Source organism: Streptomyces sp. NPDC023481, from assembly GCF_055560195.1.
In genome coordinates, this window is the sequence record NZ_JBVHJE010000004.1 from 410783 (window position 1) to 433118 (window position 22336).

Genomic DNA, 22336 nt, shown 5'->3' on the forward strand with positions numbered 1-22336 from the left:
ACATGGCCAGCGTGTCAACCCTTTGACAGCACGGTGGGCCGCATGGAACGGTCCATGCCATGAGACCGCCGACGATCCGCGACGTGGCCGAACGGGCCGGCGTGTCGAAGTCGCTGGTCTCGCTGGTGCTGCGCGGCTCGGGACCGGTGCGCCCGGAGAAACGGGACGCGGTCCTGCGGGCCGCGCGCGAGCTGGGCTACCGGCCGAACGCGGCGGCCCGCAGCCTGAGCGAGCAGCGCACCCGCACGGTCGGCGTCCTCCTCGACGACCTGCGCAATCCCTGGTTCGTCGACCTGCTCGACGGCCTGAACCCTCCGCTGCACGCGGCCGGCCTGCGCATGCTCCTCGCCGACGCGCGCCTGAACCGGCGCATCGGCCACGACCTCGCCGAACCCTTCCTGGACCTGGGTGTCGACGGCCTGGTGGTGGTCGGCACGGTGCCGGACGCGGGCGGCCTCGGGGCGCTCGCGCGGCGGATGCCGGTCGTCGTGGCGGGCGCGCGCGAGGCGCCGCCGCCGGGCGTGGACCTGGTCGCCGGCGACGACGAGCGGGGCGCCCGGCTCGCCACCGAGCACCTGCTCGGGCTCGGCCACCGCCGGATCGCGCACCTCGCGGGCCACGGCGCCGTCGGCGCGCTGCGCCGGCGCGGCTTCGAGGCGGCGATGCGGGAGCACGGCGCCGAGCCGCTGGTCGAACCCGGCGACCTCACCGAGGAGGGCGGCTACCGCGGGACCGTACGGCTGCTCAGCCGCCCGGAACCGCCCACCGCGCTCTTCGCCGTCAACGACATGGCCGCGGTGGGCGCCCTGTCGGCGGCCGGGGAACTGGGCCGGCGAGTGCCCCACGACCTGTCGGTGGCCGGGTACGACAACACCAGCGTCTCCCGGCTGCGGCACCTCTGGCTGACCACCGTCGACGCCGCCCCGCACGAGGTGGGCCGGCGCGCCGCCCACTGCCTGCTGGACCGCTTCGAACGACCGGGGCAGGAGGGCCGGGTGCGGCTGGCCGTGCCGGCACTGGAGATCCGGGGGACGACGGGCCCGCCCGCAGCCGGTCTCACAGGCTGATCGCGTACGCCTTGCGCAGCGTCTCGTGCACCGTCCAGGTCGTACGGTCGCCCGCGCGGAGCACCGCCATGTCGCCGGGCCCCACCGTCAGCGTCGGCCCGCCGGCCACCTCGATCGTCGCGGATCCGCTGACCACCACGAACAGCTCGTCCGCCTCCGTGTCGGTGACCACGCCCGGGGTGATCTGCCAGATGCCGCGGACCTGCCGGCCGTCCGCCGACTCCCAGACCACCTTCCCGGTGACCTCCGGGTTCCCGGAGACGATCTGCTCCGGGTCCAGGGGCTCGGGTTCGAGGTCGGCGTCGGGGATGTGGAGCGCGAAGCTGGGCGTCATACGGCCGACCCTAGTCGGCGCCGGGGCCGGGCAGCCGTCGACAGACTGTGTGGGATCGGGTCCGGTCAGCGGACACTTCGTCGGCCGCGCGGTGGCGGGGGCGCCCGCCGCGCGTGATCGTGGGGACATGGCTGACTCCACGGCGGTCGGCACGGCACCGCCGCCCCGGCACCAGGGCACCCGCGAGATCGTCCTGTTCGGCGGGGTGTACGGCGCCGTCCTCGCCAGTTCGATGGTGGCGGCGCTCACCCAGTACGGGCACACCTCCGCCGACGTCCGCGGCTACGACGCCGCATGGGTGCTGGTGACCGCGTGCGCCTCCGCCCTCGCCCACGGCTACGCCCACTACATCGCCGAGCGCACCCCGCACCGCCGCTGGGACATCCTGCGCGCCCTGCGCGACGAGTGGCCGCTCGTCACGGCCGTCCTGCCCACGGTCCTGCTGCTGGCGGGCGCGCGCTGGGGCTGGTGGCCCGCGAAGGGGGTCGAGTACGCGGCGTTCGCCCTCAACATCGCGATCCTGTTCGCCCTCGGTCTCGTCACCGCCCGCTGGTCCGCCCGCAGCTGGCCGATCGCCGTCCTGATGGGCCTGGGCGACGCGCTGCTGGGCCTGGTCGTGGTGGGGGCGAACGCGCTGATCAAGTAGGGGCCGGGCCCGCCGTGCGCCCGCCGCCGCCCCCACGCCCGGGTCTCCTCCGTCCGACCCGGACCCGACCTGGGCACCCGCGCGCGTGCGGTAGGGTTGACGTGCGTGATCACGCGGGAAACCCGCGGGGGATCGCGGCGGGACGTGGCGCAGCTTGGTAGCGCACTTGACTGGGGGTCAAGGGGTCGCAGGTTCAAATCCTGTCGTCCCGACTGGAGACAGTCGCAAGGCAAGGGCCGGTTTCGGAGGCATCCGAAACCGGCCCTTGGTCCATTCCGGGTGCGCGGAGCCGGACTCCCGTCGCTTTCCCGGGAAGTCGCCGGCACCGGGATTCCTTGTCAAGCGACGGCAGTTGCGTGATCATGTCACGATGAGGATTCTCGTCATAGGCGGCTCGGTATTCCTGGGACAAGCCTTTGTGCAGGAGGCAATCGGCCGTGGTCATGCCTTAACCGTCTTCAACCGGGGAAAATCCGGACCGGACACAGAGGGAGCGGACAACCTTCGCGGCGACCGGGAGAATTCCGCCGATCTGGAGGCGTTGGCCGCGAAGGGCCCCTGGGACGCGGTCATCGACACCAGCGGTTTCCATCCCCGTACCGTCGGACGATCGGCCAAGGCGCTCAGCGCGCACGCGGAGACCTATCTGTTCGTATCGTCCTTCCACGCCTATCTCGACTGGCCCGCCGGGCCCGTCAGCGAGGATTCGACGCGCCATGCGTGTCCGCCGGACGCGGCCGTGGACGACGTACCGGGCAATGCGCTGAAGGCGGGGTGTGAGCGGGCCGTCGAGAAGTACTTCGAGGGCGACGTCCTCATCCTCAACCCCGGGCTGATCGTGGGCCCGCGCGAGACTCCCGGACGGCTGCTGTGGTGGCTGGAGCGCATGGCGCGCGGCGGTGAGGTCCTCGCGCCGGGTCGGCCCGACCAGACGATCCAGCTCATCGACGCCCGGGACATCGCGGCGTTCGGTCTGGACCTGCTGGAGGCGGGCGCCGCCGGGCGTTACCTGGTCGCCGGCCCCAAGGACACCACGACACTCGGCGAACTGCTGGACCTGTGCGCCCAGGTGACCGGGGCCGGAGCCCAACCCGTCTGGGTCGACGAGGAGTTCCTCGCCGACCACGAGGTGGGAGCCTGGACCGAGCTGCCGTTCTGGGCGACCGAGCAGCCCGCCATGGCGGGCGCCTGGGCCGCTTACCCCGCCAAGGCGACCGGCGCCGGACTGCGCTGCCGCCCGCTCGGCAGGACGGTCGCGGACACCTGGCAGTGGCTGCGCGAGCGCGGTCCGTCCGAGACGCCCTACCGGCAGGGCGACATCGTGCTCGGCATCGATCCGGAGAAGGAGCGCGAAGTACTTCGCGCGTGGCAGACGAAGGCGGGCAGCCGATGACCGGACGAGAGCACGACACGCCGCGCGCCCTGTACGACTGGTTCGCCGCGTCGGCACGCGAACACGGCGGTCTCGTCGCCCTGGAGGCCGGCGGCGAGCGGCTCACCTACCGGGAACTGGAGGACCTGGCCACGGCCCTGGCCGGAGAGATCCTCACCCTGTGCGGCGGCTCCGCCCCGCGCCGGGTGGGCCTGACGACCGCGCCGAACGTGCTGACGTACGCGGGAGTTCTGGCGGTGCTGCGCCTGGGCGCGGCCGTGGTCCCGCTCCACACGTCCTTCCCCCCGGCCCGGCGGGCCACCATCGCACGGACCGCCGGTCTGGAGCTGCACCTGACCGACCGCGCCCCGGTTCCCGGGGATCCCGAGATCCCGGCCCTGCTGCTGTCCGAGGACCTCCTGGCCCGGCTGCGCGCCGGGAACACGGCGCCGGCCCCGCTGCCCGCGGCCGAGGTGCAGGCAGGGGACATCGCCTACGTGCTGTTCACCTCGGGCTCCACCGGAACCCCCAAGGGCGTACCGATCGCGCACCGCGGCATGGACGCCTTCCTGCGGTACGTCATCGACCGCTACGCGCTCGGGCCGGGCTGCCGGATGGCCCAGAACAGCGGACTGGCCTTCGACGCGTCCGTCCTCGAGATGTTCGGCGCCTGGGGCTCGGGTGCCACGCTGGTCGTGCCGCCACGGTCCGAACTCCCCAAGCCCGCACGGTTCGTGACGCGCGAACAGATCACGCACTGGTTCTCGGTACCGTCCGTGATCACGATGGCCGACCTGACCGGAGGGCTCGTCCCGGGTGCGATGCCGTCGCTGCGCTGGACCCTCTTCGGCGGCGAGCAGCTCACGGTGCAGCAGGCGAGAGCCTGGCGTGCCGCCGCACCGCACAGCGTCATCGAGAACGTGTACGGGCCGACCGAGCTGACCATCCTCTCGTCGCAGTACCGGCTGCCGGAACGGACCGAGGACTGGCCGGACACGGCCAACGGCACCCTTCCCATCGGCGAGGTCTACCCCCACCTCGACCATCAGGTGGTGGACGAGGAGGGCCGGCCCTCCGACGTGGGCGAGCTGTGGCTGCGCGGTGTCCAGCGGTTCGCCGGTTACCTCGACGAGAAGGACAACCGGGGGCGGTTCCTGGACGCCTCGGGGCGCCCGGTGGAGACCGCCGGGCGGTACGTGCCGGACGAGAAGCACTGGTACCGCACCGGTGACCTGGTCCAGGTGCTGGAGGGCGGGACCCTGGTGCACCTCGGGCGGCTCGACCATCAGGTCAAGATCATGGGTCAGCGGGTGGAGATCGGCGAGACCGAGGCGGTGCTGCGGGAACAGGAGGACATCGGCCAGGTGGCGGTCGTGGCCCTGCGCGACGAGGACGGGCAGACCCGTCTGGAGGCCGCGTACACCGGTACGGTCCGGCCGGCCGCGGACCTTAGGCAGGCGCTCTCGGCACGCCTGCCGCGGTACATGGTGCCGCACCGGTTCACGCACCGGCCCGAGCTGCCGCTGAACCACAACGGAAAGCTGGACCGCCGGGTGCTGGCCGAGCAACTGGCCGCGATCCGGGACTGAACCGGGCGGCACACGGAAAGAGCCGATGGGAACCCGGACGGGACCCATCGGCTCTTCCGCTTGTCGCGGACCGTCACTCGGGGGCGGCCAGCAGTGTGCCGAGCGTCTTCCACAGCAGCGGCCAGTCCTCGGTGAAGTACATGTGACCGCCCGGCATGTCCACCACCCGCGCTCCCCGGGAGGCGTACGCCACCCAGCGGGCCGCGTCCTCGTGACGCACCAGGTCGTCCCGCGTGCCGCGCAGGACCGTCACCGGCATCGGCAACGGGGGCCCGGGAACGGGTACGTAGGCGTCCTGGACCGCCAGGTCGGCACGGAGCGCGGGCAGCAGCAGTTCCCTCAACTCCGGTTCGTGCCAGGCCTCGTGGTCGTATCCGACCAGCTCACGCAGGCGGGCGACGAACGCGTCGTCGTCCAGCAGGGCGCCGTCCATGCGGGGACGGTCGACGTCGGGCGCCGCCGCCCCGCTGACCACCAGGTGTTCCGGCAGCGGTGCACCGTCGGAGGCGAGCAACCGGACCGTCTCGTAGGCGAGCAGTGCGCCGAAGCTGTGCCCGAAGACGGCGAACGGACCGGTCCCAGCCGCCTCGCGGATCTGGTCGGCGCAGACGCGGGCGGCGTCCGCCATGGTGGTGCAGGGTTCCTGGACGAACCATTCGTCGCGTCCGGGAAGCTGTACCGGGACGACGCGGAACGGCAGGTCGGGCTGGTTCTGCCAGGGGCGGAAGACTCCCGCCCCGCCTCCGGCGTAGGGCAGGCACATGAGGGAGAGCGTCATCGTGGCCTCCAGGGGCGCGGAACGGGGGCGGGGGTCACCGGCGGGCCCAGCGGCGCAGCGCCTGCGCGCGGCGCGCACCGCGCTGCGCACCGGCCGGCACCTCGGCCGGGGCCGGGGGCCGGGCCGCGCCGGCGGGGGCCGGGGCGTCGTCCGGGCCGGCGTGGTCGAGGGTGTCGAGGAACCCGGCCAGCCCGCGTGCGGTCGTGTGCCGGAACAGGTCCGCCGCGTGCAGCCGGGGATGGCGTTCCCGCAGCAGGGCCAGCACCCGCAGGATGCCGGAGGACGTGCCGCCGAGTTCGAAGAAGGTGGCCCCGGTGTCGGTGACGGGTTCGCCCAGGACGCGCTCCCACACGTCCACGACCGCGGCGGCCGCCGTCCCGGGCAGCGACGGCGCCGCGGACGTCCCCGCCTCGGCGCTCGCGGCGGCCCAGTCGGCGAGAACCCGCCGGTCCAGCTTGCCGTTGGGGGAGCGGGGCAGGCCGGCCACCCGGTACCACGCGGTGGGCAGCATGGCCCCGGTGAGCCAGTCGGCCGTGCCGCGCCGCAGTTCCGCCGCGACGGCGGCGGGCAGTGGGGAGGGCTGGGGGCCCGCCGCGGGGTCGTCGTCCCGTACCAGGAAGGCGACGACTCCGGTGCGGTCCGGCAGGGGGGCGACGGCGGCGTCCTGGATGCCGGGACGCCGGCGCAGCGTGGTCTCGATCTCCCCGGCCTCGATGCGCTGGCCGAGCACCTTGACCTGCTCGTCCGCCCGGTGCAGGAACCTGAGCCCGACGCCGGGGGTGAAGGACACCACGTCGCCGCTGCGGTAGCCGGTGGTACCACCGGCCCGGGGCAGCGCGGGGAAGCGCTCGGCGGTCAGGTCCGGACGCTGCCAGTAGCCGTCGCCCACGCCGGTACCGGAGATCAGCAGCTCGCCGGGGCAACCCGGGGGCAGATCGCGGCCGTGCGCGTCCACGACGTGGCAGCGCACGCCCGGCAGGGGCAGGCCGATGTGCACGCGGGCGCCCGGGGTGACCCGCCACAGCGTGGTGTACACCGTGGCCTCGGTCGGGCCGTACCCGTTCAGGACCGGACCGGGGACGAGACCGGCGAGGTCGTCGGCGAGGTCGGAGGCGAGCGGCTCGCCCCCGACCAGGAGGGCGCCGAGCCGGCCGAGGAACGCGCGGCCCTCCGGGGAGGCGGTGTGCAGCCGGGCGGCGGACGGGGTGCACTGGTAGAACGCGCCGTCGGGGTCCGGCACGTCCTGGAGCACCGTGCGGTGGCTGGTCAGGTGCAGGGTGCGGCCGCCGGTCAGGGGCCAGACCAGCTCGATGAGGCTGATGTCGAAGGACGAGCTGGTGCCCGCCAGGACGACTGCCGGGCCCTCGGCGAACTCGGCGTCGAAGGCCGCGAACAGGGCGCACAGGTTGTCGTGGCGGATGACGGCGCCCTTGGGGTGGCCGGTGGAGCCGGAGGTGTACATGACGTACGCGGGGGCGTCGGCGGCGACCTCCGGCCAGCTCGCCGGTGCGGGTGCGGCGGAGTCCGGGGCCAGCGTCGGCAGGTCCGGCAGCAGGGGCGCCCGGGCGATCAACGCGGCGGGTTCGGCGTCCCGCAGGACGTAGCGCAGCCGTTCGGCCGGGTGGTCGGGGTCGAGCGGCACGTACGCGGCGCCCGCCCACCAGGTGGCCAGGACGGCGGTGACCAGGTCCGGTGACCGGTCCAGGTGGATGGCGACCCGGTCGCCCGGGCCCACACCCGCCGCGAGGAGGGCCGCCCCCAGGTCCCGGGCGCGGCTGGTCACGGTGGCGTAGTCCAGCTCGGCTCCGCCGGCGCGGACGGCCGGGGCCGCCGGGGCCTGGTCCGCCCGGCTCTGGATGACGCGGTGCACCGGATCGGCGGCGACGCCGACCGGAGTGCCGGTGAGCGCCGCGAGTTCGGCGCGTTCGGGCGCGCTCAGGAGGTCGCACGAGGTCAGTGGCCGGGCATCCGACGCGGTCAGGGCGCCGAGGGCGGTGACGAGGTGGTCGAGGAAGCGTTGCGCGGTGCCCGCGTCGAGGGCCGTGCGGGGATGGGCCACGACCAGGTGCTCGCCGCCGTCGGGAGCGTGCAGCAGGGTGACGCTCAGGTCGTACTCGACCTGCTCGGAGCCGGGCGGGTCCATCCGCCAGCGCAGGCCCGACGCGTCGACCGTCTCGGTGAACAACTCGCCCTGTGTGCACATCAGTTGGGTGAAGGGCTTGCGGTCGGGGTGCCGTGGCGCACCGGTCACGGCCAGGATCTCCTCCAGCGGCAGTTCCGCGTGCTCGACCGCGTCGAGGAGGGCTTCCAGGGTCCGGTCGAGCAGGCTCTCGGTGGTGGCGCCGGCCAGGTCGACGCGGACCGGGATGGTGTTCTGCAGACAGCCGACGGCCGAGATGCCCTGGGTGTCCCGCTCGGCCCCGCTCACCGTGGCGACCACCATGTCGTCGGTGTCGCCGTACCACCCCGCGACCCAGGCCAGCGCGCTCATCACCTGGGTGAAGGGGCTCGCCCCGGTCTCCGCCGCGCGTCGGCGCATGCCGTCCACGAGGGCGTCGGGCAAGCGTGCGGCGACCGACGCGCGGGCCCGGTCCGCGCCGGGCGCGAGCTGCGGAAGGGTGCAGTTCTCCGGTGCCTGTCCGAGCGTGGTGGCCCAGAACTTCCGCAGGACGTCCAGCCGTTCGGGGGAGAGGGCGCCCCCCGGTGCCTCGGCGTCGGCGAGGCTGTCCGGGCCCGTCCCGTGGGCGGTGGTCAGCGAGGCCAGCAGGGCCGGGGCGGAACCGTCGTCGAAGACGCCGTGGTGCACCGAGAAGAGCAGGTGGGCCCGGTCGGCGCGGTGCAGCACGGTGACACGGCACAGCGGCGCGCCATCGTGGTCGAACGGCACGGCGAGCGCGGCCAGATGGCGTTCGAGGGTCGCGCGTGCCGCCTCCTCGTCCTCCGGCAGGGCATGCACGTCGACCGGCACCTCGGACACCGGGTGGAGGCGCTGGACCAGACCCTCGGGCTCCATGTGCAGGGAGACGCGCAGGGCCGGTTGCGCGCGCAGAACGGCTCTCACCGCCGCGAGCAACCGGTCGACGTCCACCGCGCCGGAAACGGTCAGGGGATGCACGATGGCCGGCCGCGGCTGCTGCATGTCGAGTACGAAGAAACGGAGTTGCCCGGGAGTCGCAGGATTCTGCATTCGGCGTCCTTATTCGGTCGACTGCAAGAAATTCCGGATCGTAGGTGGGGCCGCCGGAGTCGTCAAGATCGATCAGGGCGCAATTGGTCGATTCGGGCGGCATATGCAGCAGAAGGCGCGGCGATTTTAGTTGAAGATGCCACCAAACCTGTGATGTGACCCGGCCGCAATGTCGAAAAAATACGGGCGGAGCCTGCGGGAATGTTCGATTTTCGCCCCCTTTATCCGCGTTACCCGTCCGGGCCGACAAAAACACCTGTGGAATCCGGACGATGGCCGGTTCTCGTCGTTTTGTTTCCTGAAGATCTTGGTTGACAGCTCCGTTCTGATACGGCAATGATCTTTTTCGTTCTCGCGGCCTCCGGGCTGCAGTCACCGTCGAGAGTCATTGGTTGGTGATGTTCCGTGTCGGGAGAAGCGCTATTCGAGGACGCAACGGGAGGATCTGCGATGCGCGTATCAACGGAAGAGCTCGCCGCACTCTGGAAAGAAATGCTCGGTGATGAAGCCGACATGGACACAGGGTTTATAGCCAATGGCGGTGACTCGCTGAAGGCGGTGCTGTTCGCCGACCGGGTATTCAGGTTGACCGGGCGGGAGCTCGACTACCTGGAAATCCTGGAAGCCCCGGACGCGGACACCCTCTTCCGGGCCGTCGGCGGCCGTGACTAGAGGGGCGGTGGTGCTGCCCCTCACCCCGGGACAGTGCGACCTGTACGCGGCGGACCGCAGTGCGCAGGACCCGGCCACGTACAACTCCGCGCTGTTTCTGCGTGTCGACGGCACCCTCGACCAGGACGCCCTCCAGGCCCGGTTCGCGGCGCTGCTCGCCGCCCACCCGCTCCTGGGCTCACGGGTGACGGAGGACCAAGGCCGGCTGGTGTTCGCCCCGAGCCGCCGCCCCCCGAAGCTGTTCCTCGCCGACGCACCCGTCGACCCCGACGGACCGCTCGCCCGGGCCCGCCTGCGCCGGGAAGCGCTGCGCCCCTTCGACCTCGACGACGGCCCCCTGCTGCGCGTCGTCCTGGTCCGCCACGGCCCTCGTACCGCCCACCTCTGCCTGACGGCCCACCACCTGGTCGTGGACGAGACGTCCATGGCGGTGCTCGCCCAGTGGCTGCTCGGTGACGCGCCCGGCCTCCCGGCCGAATCCTTCGCCCAGTGGTCCCTCGACCAGCACGAACTGCCGCCCGAGCGGCGGGAGCGGGCCGCCGAACTCGCCCGCCGGCTCCAGCCCGGTGTGTCCGCCGCACTGGACTGGGCCCGCACCACCGGACCGGGCACCGAAGGACGTTTGGGCGCGGTGCCCCTGCTGGTCCGCGACGCCGTGTGGGACGCCGCGGGCACACTGGCGGCCGAACTCGGCATCACCCGGCACTCGATGATCCTCGCCGTCGCCGGCCTGGTCCTGGGCCGGAACAGCGGCACCGGCCGCCCCGTGCTCGGCACCACCGTCTCCCGCCGCACCCCGCGCCACGCGACCGCCGTCGGCTACTTCAGTGCCACGGTGCCGGTGCCGCTGGAGACCGACGGCGACCAGAGCGTGAGCGACTACCTGCGCCGCTCCCACCGCCGGGCCATGACCGCCTACCGGGACGCCGACCTGCCCCTGTCGACGGTACTGCCGGCCGCGGACCGCGCCGGTTTCTCCCTGGTCGTCGTCCCCTGCCGCACCCTGCCCGACATCGTCACGCCCGAGTCGACGGCGACCCCGCTGCCGGACCCCGGCTTCGGCCCGGCCCAGTTCCCCCTCGCCCTCTACGTCCGGCAGGACCTCGGCGGTGAGCGGCGCGGCCTGCTGCGCCACCGGGCGACCGAGGTGGACGCCGCGGCGGCCACCCTCTTCTGCCGCCAGCTGGAGACCACCCTCGCTGCCATGACCGAGAACCCGAACACCCCCCTCGCCCGCCTCTCCACCGTCCCCGCGACCGAACCGGCGGAGCCCGCCGTGCCGTCGACCGCCGAAACCGAACCGGCCGAAACCGAAGCGGCCGAGCCCGCCGTGCCGTCGTCCACCGGCACCGGTCCCACCGAACCCGCCGCGCCGTCGTCCGCCGACGCCGTTCCGGCAGGTGCCGACCTCGTCTCGCTCTTCGCCAGGCAGGCCGACCGGCTGCCGGACCACGTCGCCGTCGGTTGCGACAAGCAGCGCCTGACCTATCGCGAGCTGGACGACCGCGCCACCGCTCTCGCCCGGTCCCTGGCCGAAGCGGGCGTGCGCGAGGGGGACCGGGTCGGCGTGTGCCTGCACCGCGGCACGGACCTGGTCGTCGCCCTGCTCGCGGTGCTCAAGGCCGGCGCCGCCTACGTCCCCCTCAACCCGGACTATCCGCGCGAACGGCTCGCCTTCGTGGCCGAGGACACCGGCCTCACCACGGCGGTGACCGACGCCGACCCGGAACTGCTGCCACCGCACCTCACCCTGCTGCCCGCCGACGCCACGCCCGCCCGGGCCGACACCCCGCTGCCCGGACCCGACCCGGAACGGGTGGCCTACGTCATCCACACCTCCGGCTCGACCGGCACGCCCAAGGGGGTCCTGGTACGGCACCGCAACGTCGCCGCTCTGCTGGCCGCGACGGCCGGTCCGGAAGGATTCGGATTCGGCGCCGAGGACGTCTGGTCCCTCTTCCACTCCTTCGCGTTCGACTTCTCCGTCTGGGAGATCTGGGGCTGCCTGCTGACCGGCGGCCGCCTGGTCGTCGTACCGCACTGGATCGCCCGCGACCCGGACGGCTTCCACGCCCTCCTCGCCGCCGAACGCGTCACGGTGCTCAACCAGACCCCGTCGGCGTTCGCCCAGCTCCTGGCCGCGGACGCGGCCTCGGCAGACGACCTGTCCGTCCGTCTGCTGATCTTCGGCGGTGAACCGCTCGACCCGCGGATGCTGCTGCCCTGGATGGACCGCTACCCGGAGCGGACCTGCCGGGTGGTCAACATGTACGGCATCACCGAGACCACGGTGCACTGCACGTGGCGCGACCTGACCCGGGCCGACGCCCTCTCCGGGACGCGCTCGGTGGGGCCCGCCCTGCCCGGGTGGCGGCTGTACGTGCTGGACGAGGAGGGCCGCCCGGTGGCTCCCGGGGTCCCCGGCGAGATCCACGTCGCGGGCAGCGGCGTCAGCGCCGGGTACCTCAACCGGCCCGAACTGACCGCCGAACGCTTCGTGCCCGGCAGCACGGCCGGCCTCCCGGAGGAGGTGCTCTACCGGTCGGGCGACCGGGGCCGGCTCCTGCCGGACGGCCAACTGGAGCACCTGGGACGGCTCGACGGGCAGGTCAAGATCCGGGGCCACCGCATCGAGCTCGGCGAGATCAGCGGAGCGCTCCTGGCGCACCCCGCCGTCACCGGAGCCGCAGCCGTCGTCCGGGACGCCCACGACGCGGCCACGGCGCGGATCGACGCCTACCTCGTCGGCACCGACGCCGCGCCGGACCTCGCCGAGCTGCGCCAGTGGCTCGCCGCCAGGCTGCCCTCGCACATGCTGCCCGCGACCCTCACCCCGGTGCCGTCGCTGCCGCTGACCGTCAACGGGAAACTCGACACGAGCCGGTTGCCCGAACCGGCGCGCGGCAACGACACCGCCGCGCCACGGGAGACCCGGGGCACCGGCCGGCCGGCCGCCCCCGGCGGGTCCACGGCCGCCGACCGGCTCGCCCGGGTGTGGCAGGAGCTCTTCGGTATCCCGGTGGGAGTCGACGACAACTTCTTCGAGCTGGGCGGCAACTCACTGCTCGCGGTCCGGCTCAACACCCTTCAGCGCACGACCGGGTTCCCGGGCTCCCAGCTCAAGCACATATTCCGTAACCCGACCCCGCGCCGCCTCGCGGCGATCATCGGCCCGCCCGCCGGCGGCCGGGCCAACCAGGAGGAAGCGTGAGCGAGTACAGCCAGGACCACGACCCCGGTACGGTCCCGGAGGGCGCGGACGCCGTGGCCGTCATCGGCATGTCCCTGCGCGTGCCCGGCAGCACCGATCCCGACGGCTTCTGGAAGTCGATCACCGACGGTGTCGTCTCCCTGCCGGCCGCCGGGCCCGCGAGTGGTCTGCGCGCGGGACAGATCGACCGGTTCGACCGGTTCGACGCCGACCTGTTCGGCATGCTGCCGGCCCAGGCGGCGGCGACCGACCCGCAGCACCGCGTCCTCACCGAAGTGGCCTGGCAGGCCCTGGAGGACGCCGGCATCGACCCCGAGCGCACCACGGGCCGCATCGGAGTGTTCGTCGGGTGCGGCAGCGAGACCTACTACCGCGAGCACGTGCTCAAGGACGAGAAGACGGTCCGCGTCCTCGGCACCGAACAGCTCGCCCTGGGCAACTCACGCGACTTCCTCGCCACCGGCCTGGCGTACCGGCTCGGCCTGACCGGGCCCGCCGTCACGGTGCAGACCGCCTGCTCCACGTCCCTCGTCGCCGTCCACCAGGCGATCCGCAGCCTGCTCACCTACGAGTGCGACATCGTGATCGCGGGCGGGGCCACGGTCCACCTCGACGAGGAACAGGGCTACGTCCACACCGAGGGCGGCATCACCTCGCCCGACGGCCGGTGCCGTGCCTTCACCGAGGGCGCGGCCGGGACCGTACCCTCCAGCGGCGCCGGGATCGTGGTGCTGCGCCGGGCCTCCGACCTGCCCGGAACCGGGGAGAACGCCCGCGCCTACCTGCTGGGCAGCGCCGTCAACAACGACGGTGCCGCCCGCATGAGCCCCACCGCGCCCAGCCCGCAGGGCCAGGCCGACGTCCTGCGCGAGGCCCTCGCCGTCGCGGGGCTGGAACCCGCCGACGTCGCCTACGTCGAGACGCACGGCACCGGCACGACCCTGGGCGACCAGGTCGAACTCGCCGCCCTGGCCGAGGTGTACGGCCGACGGCCCGCGGACTCGGGGCTGGCCCTGGGCTCGGTGAAGCCGAACATCGGGCACTGCGACTCGGCGGCCGGCGTCATCGGCCTGATCAAGGCGGTCCTCGCGGTCGAGTCGGGCGTGGTGCCGCCGACCCCGTCCCAGCCCGGCGACGGCCCCGATGTGGACCTGGGCTCCGCGTCCTTCGCACTGCCCCGTGTCTCCCGTCCCTGGCCCGCCGGCCGGCCCCGCACCGCGGGCGTCAGCTCGTTCGGCCTCGGCGGCGCCAACTGCCACGTCCTGCTGACCGCCGCGCCCCGGCCCGCCGGCCCCGACGAGCAGGCGCCGGCGACACGCCGGGAGCCCCACCTCGCCGCGCTGTCCGCGGCCACCCCCGAAGCCCTCCGGCGCAAGGCCCGCGACCTGGCCGCATGGCTCGCCGGCGAGGGCGCCGACATCCCCGTGGGCGAGGTCACCGGAACGCTGTGGCACCACCGCAGGGCGCTGCCCGAGCGGTGGGCGGCCCCCCTGCCCGCCGACCCCGTCGAGGCCCGCGACCGCCTCGTCACCGCACTGACCGCGCTGTCCGGCCCGACCGCCCCGGCCGGGAACAGCCGACGCGCCCTGACCGCGCCGCGGCTCGCCGTCGTACTGCCCGGCCAGGGCGTCCCGCTCGCCGGCGCCGGAGCCGGGCTCGCCTCCACGGACGACGGCTTCGCGGCGGACCTGGCCGAACTCGCCGCCGAGGTGAGCCGGGCCGGCGGCCCCGACCTCTCCGACGCCCGGAACTGGCCGGCCGACGACCCCCGCCTGCTCGACACCGCCGTGGTCCAGCCGCTGCTGCTGATCCTCGGCCTCGCGGGCCTGCGCCACGCCGAGCGGCACGGCCTCGTCCCGGGGCTGCTGCTCGGACACAGCGTCGGAGAGCTGACCGCGGCCGCGCACGCGGGTGTCTTCTCCGTGCCCGACGCGGTGGCCGCCGCCGTGCTGCGCGGGAGGCTGATGGCCTCGGCGGAGCCCGGCAGCATGACCGCCGTGCGCGCCGGAGAGGAGACCGCCGTACGGCTCGCCGCCGGGCTGGAGGTCGACGTCTGCGTGCTCAACGGGCCGGACAACACCGTCTGCGGCGGCCCCGACGAGGCGCTCGCCGCCTTCGAGGAACGCTGCGCCGACGCGGGTGTCCGTACCACGCGCCTGCCGGTCACCCGCGCCGGTCACTCGCGTGCGATGGCCGGTGCGGCCAAGGAGTTCGAGGCGTTCGTCGCCACCCTGACGCTGTCGGCACCCGCCGTGCCCCTCGTCTCCGGACTCACCGGCGCGCTGCTCACCGACGCCCAGGCGGTCGACCCGGCCTACTGGGGAAGCCAGTTGAGCAGACCGGTCCGCTTCGCCGACGCGGTCACCGCACTGCTCGAAGCCGCCCCGGACAGCGTCCTCGGGCTGCACCGGTCGCACGCGGCCACCGCGGAGGTCCGCCGGGCGGCCCTCGCCGCACGGCGCGACATCCAGGTCGTCGACGCGGCGGACCGTACCGGCTCGGACGAGACCACCGCCTGGTACGGCGCCCTGGCCGCGCTGTGGACCGCGGGTCACACCCTGACCGGCCCCGCACGGCCCGCCCGTGTCGTGCCGGTGCCGGCCTACCCCTTCGCCGACGACCGCCACTGGATCGCGGCCCCGGAACCCGAGCCCCTCGACGCCCGCCGCCCGGCCGACACGCCCGCACCGGGCGCGGCCTCCGCGGCCGGCCCCGTCACCGCGGCCGCCGGGGAACCCGGCACCGAGGCACCGGCCCCGGAGGCACCGGCCACGGTGGAACCGGTCGAGGAGGCGGGGACGGCCGAAGCCGTCCGAGCCCTCTGGCAGGACACCTTCGGCATCGCCGAACTGCGGCCCGAGGACAACTTCTTCGACCTCGGCGGCACGTCCCTGCACGCCGCCCACCTGGTCAGCGTCATCAACGACGCCCTCCTCGTGGAGATCCGGCTCCAGGACCTGTACGAGAACTCCTCCCTCGCCGCGTTCATCGCACGGGCCGAGCAACTCGCCGCCGAACGCGACGACGTCGCCCTGCTGCGACTGCTGGAGGAGATCGAGAGCGAGGAGGGGCGGACCAGCCATGAGTGATCTCTCCGCGCGCCTCGACGCGCTGACCCCCGAGCAGCGACGCCAGCTGAGCGCGGGCCTGCGCGCCCGGCGAGCCGGACAGCGGCGGGGCCCGGTGGAACTGTCCGGGAAACTGCGCCGCAGTCTCTACTTCTTCGCCAGCGCCGACCACGCCGACGCCGCCGCCTACTACGCGTTCGTCCTGGAGGCGGCGGCCGCCGCCGACGCCGCGGGCCAGCACGCCGTCTGGTTCCCGGAGCGGCACTTCGTCGAGTTCGGCGGCTTCTCACCGAACCCGTCGGTCCTGGCCGCCGCGGTCGCCGCCCGCACCAGCACCATCCGCATCCGCGCCGGCAGCGTGGCCGCCCCGCTGCACCACGCCGCCCGCGTGGCCGAGGAGTGGGCGGTCGTGGACGGCCTCTCCGGCGGACGCGTCGGCCTCTCCTTCGGCAGCGGCTGGCACCCGGACGACTTCGCCTTGGCCCGCGAGGACTACCAGGACCGGCGCGAGGTCACCGGCCGCACCATCGAGGACATCCGCGCCCTCTGGCGCGGTGAGACCGTGCCGTACCCGTCCACCGCGGGCACCACCACCCAGGTGCTGACCCGCCCCCGGCCCGTCCAGCCCGAACTGCCCGTCTGGCTCACCGCCACCGGCACCCCCCAGACGTTCGTCACCGCAGCCCAGGCCGGATACGGGGTGGCGACCGCGCTCCTCGGGCAGACGATGCCCGCCCTGCGCGAGAACATCGCCCGCTACCGACAGGCCTGGAAGGACGCCGGTCATCCCGGCGACGGCGACGTCGTCGTCATGACACACGCGTACGTCAGCGACCGGCCGGACCTGGAGGACTTCCTCCGCCCGGCCATGCACTCCTACCTGCGCTCCTTCCGCAACCAGACCCGCAGCAGCGACGAACTCGTCCTGCTGGAGAGCGCCTACCTCGACTTCCTGACCGGCCCCTCGCTCCTCGGCAGCCCGGCCAAGGCCCGCGCCGTCCTCGCCGACCTGGCCGAGGCGGGCGCCGACGAGGTGGGCTGCCTGGTCGACTTCGGGCTGCCGGCCTCCGACGTCCTGGAGGCACTGCCCACCCTCTTCCACCTCGGTGCCCCGGCCGTCGAGAGGACCGCATGAGCATCCCCGCAGACCAGCGGCTGACGGCCCGGCTCGCCCGGCTCAGCCCCGCCCAGCGCGCCGCGCTCACCAGCCGGCTCGCCGCCCGCAACGGCCCCGTACTGCGCCCGAGGCCGGGCCCCCGGGACCGGTTCCCGCTCGGCATGGACCAGGAACGCCTCTGGATCCTCGACCAGCTCCACCCGGGAACCACCACCTACACCCTCGGCTACGGGCTCCGCGTGCGCGGCGCCTTCGACCCGGACCTCTTCCGGCGCGCCGCGGACGGCCTGGTGAGCCGTCACGAGCTGCTGCGCTCCGGTGCCGAGGCCGAGGACGGCCGCCCCTTCCTGCGGGTGCACCCCGACCGGCGGGCGGACCTGAGCTTCACCGACCTGACCCGTGACGACACCACCGAGATACCGGCCGACGAGATCGAGGCGCGCCGGCAGAGGTTCATCGCGGAGCAGGTCCGCCGCCCCTTCGACCTGGCCGCCGACCCGGTCCTGCGGCTCGCGGTCGCCAAGGTGGCCGAGGACGACCACCAGATCGTCGAGACCATGCCGCACTCCTTCGTCGACCAGTGGTCGTACGTGCGTCTCAACGAGGAACTCCTCGAACACTACCGGGCGCTGGCCGAGGGACGGCCGCCGCGCCTGGCCGCGATGCCGGTCCAGTTCGGCGACTGGGCGCACTGGCAGCGGGAACGCTTCGCGGGCCCGCACGGAGACCGCCACCGGGAGTTCTGGCGGACCTTCTTGGACGGCGTGCCCCAGCGCCTCGCCCTGCCCTACGACCACAGCCCCGACACCACCGACCACAGCGGCGAGCACTACAACTTCACGCTCGACGGCACGGTCGCCGAGGCGTTCTTCCGGCACGCGAGGGAGGCACGCACCACCCCCGCCACGGCGATGACCGCCGTCTACGCCGCGCTGCTGTACGAGGTCACCGGCCAGCGCGACCTCATCATCGGCATCCCCACCTCGACCCGGAACGAGCCGGAGGCGGAACCGCTGATCGGATTCCTGCTGACCAGCGTCCCCCTGCGGATCAGGCTGCCGGAGAACCCGGCGCCCAAGGACGTGCTCGCGGCCGTCGCGGCCTCCGCCGCGGCCGTGGCCGACCACCGCGAAGTGCCCTTCGGGGAGATCGTCGAGGCCGTCGCCCCGGACCGCTCCACCAACCAGTACCCGCTGCTGCAGACCATGCTGGTGCAACTCGACCTGGACGACTCGCAGACCCTCGAACTCCCGGGCGCCGAGGTGTACGCCAACGCCGTGCCCGAGGGCATCTCCACCATGGACCTGACGACGGCCTGGTGGCGGGTCGGGGCGACCGTCTACGGACGCATCGAGTACCGCACGGCACTGTTCGAGCACGCCACCGTCGCCGCCATGGCCGACCGCCTGCTCCAGCTCATCGAGCAGTTCACGCGGCACCCCGACGCGCCGCTGCGACGGCCCGCCCCGGCCCTGCCCGTGCCGCCCGCACCCCTGCTCGGCGCCGGCACCGCGCCCGGCGAGGCCGCGGCCGGCCCGGTCGCCGCCGAGACCCTCGCCCGGGTCCACGAGGCCTGGCGCGAGGTGCTGGGCGCCGAACCGGCCGGTCCCGAGGCGGTGTTCTTCACGAGCGGCGGGACCTCGCTGCTCGCCGTCCGGCTCGCGCACAAACTGCGCGGCGACGGCTTCACCGTCACCCTCAAGGACGTCTTCGCCCACCCCACCCCGGCCGGCATCGCCCAGGTCCTCGCCTCCCGCCGCGACACTCCCGCGGACCGTGCGCCGCTCCCGCCCCTCGGGCCGCTCGGCCCGGAGCAGGAGATGCTCCTCAGCCGGGGCCTGTCCCGGGTGGAGGACCTCTCGCACAGCCACGTGCTCACCGCGGCCGGCCCGCTGGACCCCGAGCGGCTGCGACGGGCGGCCGAGGACGTGGTGCGCTCCCATCCGGCGCTGACCACCGCCGTGCGCCCCGACGACACCCTCGGCGCCCGGCTCGTGCCCGGCGCGGACTGGCACTGGTCGGTGGAACCCGCCGGCACCGACCCGCGGGAGGTGGTGGCCGCGCAGCGGGCCCGCTTCGACCGCGCCACCGGACCGCTGTTCGCCGTCAGCCACCTGCCCGGCGCCCCCGGCGAGGCCGACCGCGTCATCGTCGGCGCGAGCCACCTCGTCATCGACGGGATGTCCTGGGGCATCGTCATCGCCGACCTGGCCGCCGCCTACCGCGGTGAGCCGCCGGCCGCCGAACGCGCCGGCTACGCCGAACACGCGGCCGTCGTCAGGGGTCTGGACCCGGCACCGCACGCCGCGTACTGGCGGGCGCAGTCGGGCGGCGCGGGACCGTACCGCTGGCGCCTGGACGGCCCCAACACCTACGCCGGTGAGCAGTCGTTCGAGGTGTCGCTGCCCCTGCCCCCGGACGGTTACGGCACCCTGCAGGCGGCGGCCCTCACCGCCGTGGCCCGGGCGCTGCGCCCCTGGGCGCCCCACGACCAGCCGTCGGTGTGGCTGATCGGCCTGGGCCGCGACCCGCTGGCCGCGCTGCCCGACTGGGATCCGGACCGGGCCGTCGGGTTCTACTCGGCCGCCCACCCCTTCCGGGTGCCCCTCACCGGCGGCCCGGCCGAGGACGACCTGCGCGCCACGGTCACCGCGCTGCGCGGCATCCCCGACTCCGGCAAGACGTTCGGGCTGCTGGCCTGCGCCGCCGACCCCGGCCTGCGCGCGGAGTTCGCGGCCCTGCCACGGCCGCGGGTCATCGTGAACCACCTCGGTGAGCTGACGGATCCGGTCGACGGCTCGGCCGGCCCGTTCGTCGCCTCGGCGCAGACCGCCGCCACCGGCAACGCCGAGGCCGAGCGCGAGGTGGACGTGGACATCGCGGTCGGCGTGCGCGACGGCCACGCCGTCCTGCGCTGGCTGTTCAACCCCGACGCGGTGGACGGCGGCGCCGTCCGCGAGGCCGCCGGGGCCGCGGTCCGTGAACTGCGCGACCTGCTCGCGGGGGAGCGGCGGAACCGACTCCCGGACGGCCTGCCAGGGGTGACCGGAGTGACGGAGGAAAGCATGGAACGTCTCTTCGCGCGGCTCAGCCGGGAGCGCCGGGACCGGCAGGGGGAACAGTCATGACCGAGCCCGCCACCACGGCCCCGCCGCGCCGCAGGCCCCTCGTGGCCCTGCTGACGGCCCAGTACCTCTCGGCCTTCGGCAACGCCATCACGATCGTGACGGTGCCGCTGTTCGTCCTGCACACCACCGGTTCGACCGCCACCACCGGTCTCGCCGGGTTCATCGGCGCACTGCCGCTGATCTTCGCCGGCGCCGTCGGCGGTGTCCTGGTCGACCGGTTCGGAGGACGCAGGCTGAGCGTGCTGTCCGACCTCGCGGCCGGAATCCTGGTCCTGCTCGTACCGCTGCTGGACGCCACGACCGGGCTGCCCATTGCGCTGCTGCTCGGCCTGCTGTTCGCCCGCACGGTCGTGGCGACCCCCGCCACCGCCGCCCGGATGACGCTGCTCAAGCCCGTCATCGAAGGCGCCGGGGCGCGGCTGGAGAGCGTGAACTCCTGGTACCAGGCGGCCCCCCGGCTCGGCCTGGTGGCCGGCGCGCCCCTGGCCGGCGTGCTGATCGCGGCGACCGGTTCGGCCGTCGGCATGTACGTCGACGCCGCGACGTTCCTCGCCGCCGCCGCGCTCGTCGCCTTCGCGGTGCCGGCCGCCGAGCCCAGGAGGCCCCGGGGCGACGCGGCGGCCGGGCCCGGCTTCCTCGGCCAGCTCCGCGAGGGCGCGGCACTGGTCAGGACGATGCCGGTGATCGGCGCGATGACCGCCTTCGTCGTCGTCACCAACTTCCTCGACGACGCCTTCACCCCGCTCTTCCTGCCCGTGTACGCCCAGGAGGTGCTGCACAGCAGCGCCGCCATGGGCTGGTTCCTCGGCGCGGTCGGCACCGGTGCCATCGTCGGCACCCTCCTGTACGGCCCCGCCAGCCGGAGCGTCCTGTCCAACCGCCGCTACACCCTGTTCGGCTGTTTCGCGGTGGTCGCCGTACTGCGCATGGCGCTCTACCTCGAACCCGGCGCCATCGGCGTGACGGTGATCTGCTTCCTGGTCGGTGTGGCCGGCGGACCGCTCAACCCGATGCTCTCGACGGTCATGCTGGAGCGGGTTCCCGAGGACCTGCGCGGCCGCGTCTTCGGCCTCACCGGCGCCATGGCCCTCACCTCCGCCCCGCTCGGCGTGCTGACCGCCGGATGGCTCGTGGACCTGGCCGGCCTGCGCGTCCCGATGCTCTGCTTCTGCCTCGTCTACCTCGTCCTGATCGCCGTCAGCTGGCGGTGGCCCGCGCTGCGCGCCATGGACGAGCGGCCCGGCACCGGCGACGCGGCGGACGAGGCCGCGCCCGGCACGGACCCGGGGCCCCGGATGGACGAGGAGGCGAACGCCCGATGACCACGGCACACCCGGACGACGGCACCCTCGAAGGGCGCACGGCCGTGATCACGGGCGCCGCGCGCGGTGTCGGACGGGCCTGTGCGCTGGCCTTCGCCGCCCAGGGCGCCGACCTGGTCCTGCTCGACGTGGCTGCCCCGATTCCCGGCGTCCCCTACCCGATGGGCTCCGAGAGCCAGCTCGCCCACACCGCCGACGCCTGCCGCCGCCTGGGGGCCGACGTGCTCACCGCCGCCGTCGACGTCCGGGACCTCGCGGCCCTGACCGAGCTGCGCGAGCGGACGCACGACCGCTTCGGCGCGCCGCACGTGCTCGTCAACAACGCGGGCGTCGTGGCGCCTTCCGGGCTGCCGGTGCACGAGACGGCGGAAGGGGACTGGCAGCTCATGGTGGACATCGACCTGGGGGGCGCCTGGCGCGCCACCAAGGTGTTCGCTCCCGCCATGGTCGAACGCCGCTCCGGTTCGATCGTCAACATCGCCTCCACCGCGGGCCTGGTGGGTTACCGCAACTTCGCCGGATACGTCGCGGCCAAGCACGGACTGGTCGGCCTCACCAAGGCCAGCGCCCTCGACTACGCCTCGTACGGCGTGCGCGTCAACGCGGTGTGCCCCGGCAACATCCGGGACGAACCCGCCATGGACGGCCGGATGCTCTCCGAGGTGGCCCGGGCGCTCGACGTACCGGCGGCCGAGCACGAGGACCTGTTCACCGCCGACCAGCCGATGAACACCCTGGTCGACCCGGCCGACGTGGCGGCCGCCGCGCTCTGGCTCGCCGGTGACGGCTCCCGCCGCGTCACCGGCACCACCCTGAGCGTCGACGCCGGCTACTCGGCCCGGTGA

General features: G+C 74.0%; 14 protein-coding genes and 1 tRNA gene. 12 read left to right on the forward strand and 3 right to left on the reverse strand.

Annotated features, from left to right (window positions below; genetic code table 11):
- Positions 1 to 59 precede the first annotated feature (59 nt).
- Complete coding sequence (locus ACZ3ZD_RS12010) at positions 60 to 1067, forward strand: LacI family DNA-binding transcriptional regulator (protein ID WP_467395664.1); 1008 nt, start codon at positions 60 to 62, stop codon at positions 1065 to 1067.
- Here ACZ3ZD_RS12010 and ACZ3ZD_RS12015 read toward each other — a convergent pair.
- Positions 1057 to 1401, reverse strand: coding sequence for a cupin domain-containing protein (locus ACZ3ZD_RS12015; RefSeq protein WP_467395666.1), 345 nt, complete (start codon positions 1399 to 1401; stop codon positions 1057 to 1059). The genes ACZ3ZD_RS12010 and ACZ3ZD_RS12015 overlap by 11 nt on opposite strands.
- 127 nt (positions 1402 to 1528) lie before the next feature.
- Between ACZ3ZD_RS12015 and ACZ3ZD_RS12020 the strand changes: the two genes are divergently transcribed.
- The 4 genes from ACZ3ZD_RS12020 (at position 1529) to ACZ3ZD_RS12035 (ending at position 5008) form a co-directional block, all read left to right on the forward strand.
- Positions 1529 to 2047, forward strand: coding sequence for a hypothetical protein (locus ACZ3ZD_RS12020; protein WP_467395668.1), 519 nt, complete (start codon positions 1529 to 1531; stop codon positions 2045 to 2047).
- Positions 2048 to 2185: 138 nt separating this feature from the next.
- Positions 2186 to 2259, forward strand: a tRNA-Pro gene (locus ACZ3ZD_RS12025).
- Positions 2260 to 2417: 158 nt separating this feature from the next.
- Positions 2418 to 3440 (forward strand): NAD-dependent epimerase/dehydratase family protein, encoded by a 1023-nt coding sequence (locus tag ACZ3ZD_RS12030; RefSeq protein WP_467395670.1) that lies wholly within the window; start codon positions 2418 to 2420, stop codon positions 3438 to 3440.
- On the forward strand, positions 3437 to 5008 hold the full coding sequence (locus ACZ3ZD_RS12035) for an amino acid adenylation domain-containing protein (protein ID WP_467395672.1): 1572 nt from the start codon (positions 3437 to 3439) through the stop codon (positions 5006 to 5008). Before ACZ3ZD_RS12030 ends, ACZ3ZD_RS12035 begins: the two co-directional genes overlap by 4 nt.
- 73 nt (positions 5009 to 5081) lie before the next feature.
- On the opposite strand, the gene ACZ3ZD_RS12040 is transcribed toward ACZ3ZD_RS12035, so the two are convergent.
- Positions 5082 to 5786, reverse strand: coding sequence for a thioesterase II family protein (locus ACZ3ZD_RS12040; protein WP_467395674.1), 705 nt, complete (start codon positions 5784 to 5786; stop codon positions 5082 to 5084).
- A 34-nt stretch (positions 5787 to 5820) separates the two neighbouring features.
- Positions 5821 to 8973: a non-ribosomal peptide synthetase gene (locus ACZ3ZD_RS12045; RefSeq protein ID WP_467395675.1), complete on the reverse strand. Its 3153-nt coding sequence runs from the start codon at positions 8971 to 8973 to the stop codon at positions 5821 to 5823.
- 450 nt (positions 8974 to 9423) lie between these two features.
- On the opposite strand from ACZ3ZD_RS12045, the gene ACZ3ZD_RS12050 reads away from it, so the two are divergent.
- The 7 genes from ACZ3ZD_RS12050 to ACZ3ZD_RS12080 are packed head-to-tail and all read left to right on the forward strand — an operon-like array spanning position 9424 to position 22336.
- Complete coding sequence (locus ACZ3ZD_RS12050) at positions 9424 to 9645, forward strand: phosphopantetheine-binding protein (RefSeq protein ID WP_467395677.1); 222 nt, start codon at positions 9424 to 9426, stop codon at positions 9643 to 9645.
- Between the two features lie 10 nt (positions 9646 to 9655).
- Positions 9656 to 12856 (forward strand): non-ribosomal peptide synthetase, encoded by a 3201-nt coding sequence (locus ACZ3ZD_RS12055; protein ID WP_467395679.1) that lies wholly within the window; start codon positions 9656 to 9658, stop codon positions 12854 to 12856.
- Complete coding sequence (locus ACZ3ZD_RS12060; RefSeq protein WP_467395680.1) at positions 12853 to 15945, forward strand: type I polyketide synthase; 3093 nt, start codon at positions 12853 to 12855, stop codon at positions 15943 to 15945. The genes ACZ3ZD_RS12055 and ACZ3ZD_RS12060 overlap by 4 nt, the downstream gene beginning before the upstream one ends.
- Positions 15938 to 17059, forward strand: coding sequence for a MupA/Atu3671 family FMN-dependent luciferase-like monooxygenase (locus ACZ3ZD_RS12065; RefSeq protein ID WP_467395682.1), 1122 nt, complete (start codon positions 15938 to 15940; stop codon positions 17057 to 17059). Before ACZ3ZD_RS12060 ends, ACZ3ZD_RS12065 begins: the two co-directional genes overlap by 8 nt.
- Positions 17056 to 20169: a condensation domain-containing protein gene (locus ACZ3ZD_RS12070; RefSeq protein WP_467395684.1), complete on the forward strand. Its 3114-nt coding sequence runs from the start codon at positions 17056 to 17058 to the stop codon at positions 20167 to 20169. The genes ACZ3ZD_RS12065 and ACZ3ZD_RS12070 overlap by 4 nt, the downstream gene beginning before the upstream one ends.
- On the forward strand, positions 20166 to 21491 hold the full coding sequence (locus tag ACZ3ZD_RS12075) for an MFS transporter (protein ID WP_467395686.1): 1326 nt from the start codon (positions 20166 to 20168) through the stop codon (positions 21489 to 21491). Before ACZ3ZD_RS12070 ends, ACZ3ZD_RS12075 begins: the two co-directional genes overlap by 4 nt.
- The gene (locus tag ACZ3ZD_RS12080) at positions 21488 to 22336 is read left to right on the forward strand and encodes an SDR family oxidoreductase (RefSeq protein ID WP_467395688.1); all 849 of its coding nucleotides are present in this window, start codon (positions 21488 to 21490) and stop codon (positions 22334 to 22336) included. Before ACZ3ZD_RS12075 ends, ACZ3ZD_RS12080 begins: the two co-directional genes overlap by 4 nt.

Coding starts and splice junctions, on each gene's coding strand:
- ACZ3ZD_RS12010 (WP_467395664.1), top strand. CDS start 60: ATGAGACCGCCGACGATCCGCGACGTGGCCGAACGGGCCGGCGTGTCG.
- ACZ3ZD_RS12015 (WP_467395666.1), bottom strand. CDS start 1,401: ATGACGCCCAGCTTCGCGCTCCACATCCCCGACGCCGACCTCGAACCC.
- ACZ3ZD_RS12020 (WP_467395668.1), top strand. CDS start 1,529: ATGGCTGACTCCACGGCGGTCGGCACGGCACCGCCGCCCCGGCACCAG.
- ACZ3ZD_RS12030 (WP_467395670.1), top strand. CDS start 2,418: ATGAGGATTCTCGTCATAGGCGGCTCGGTATTCCTGGGACAAGCCTTT.
- ACZ3ZD_RS12035 (WP_467395672.1), top strand. CDS start 3,437: ATGACCGGACGAGAGCACGACACGCCGCGCGCCCTGTACGACTGGTTC.
- ACZ3ZD_RS12040 (WP_467395674.1), bottom strand. CDS start 5,786: ATGACGCTCTCCCTCATGTGCCTGCCCTACGCCGGAGGCGGGGCGGGA.
- ACZ3ZD_RS12045 (WP_467395675.1), bottom strand. CDS start 8,973: ATGCAGAATCCTGCGACTCCCGGGCAACTCCGTTTCTTCGTACTCGAC.
- ACZ3ZD_RS12050 (WP_467395677.1), top strand. CDS start 9,424: ATGCGCGTATCAACGGAAGAGCTCGCCGCACTCTGGAAAGAAATGCTC.
- ACZ3ZD_RS12065 (WP_467395682.1), top strand. CDS start 15,938: ATGAGTGATCTCTCCGCGCGCCTCGACGCGCTGACCCCCGAGCAGCGA.
- ACZ3ZD_RS12070 (WP_467395684.1), top strand. CDS start 17,056: ATGAGCATCCCCGCAGACCAGCGGCTGACGGCCCGGCTCGCCCGGCTC.
- ACZ3ZD_RS12075 (WP_467395686.1), top strand. CDS start 20,166: ATGACCGAGCCCGCCACCACGGCCCCGCCGCGCCGCAGGCCCCTCGTG.
- ACZ3ZD_RS12080 (WP_467395688.1), top strand. CDS start 21,488: ATGACCACGGCACACCCGGACGACGGCACCCTCGAAGGGCGCACGGCC.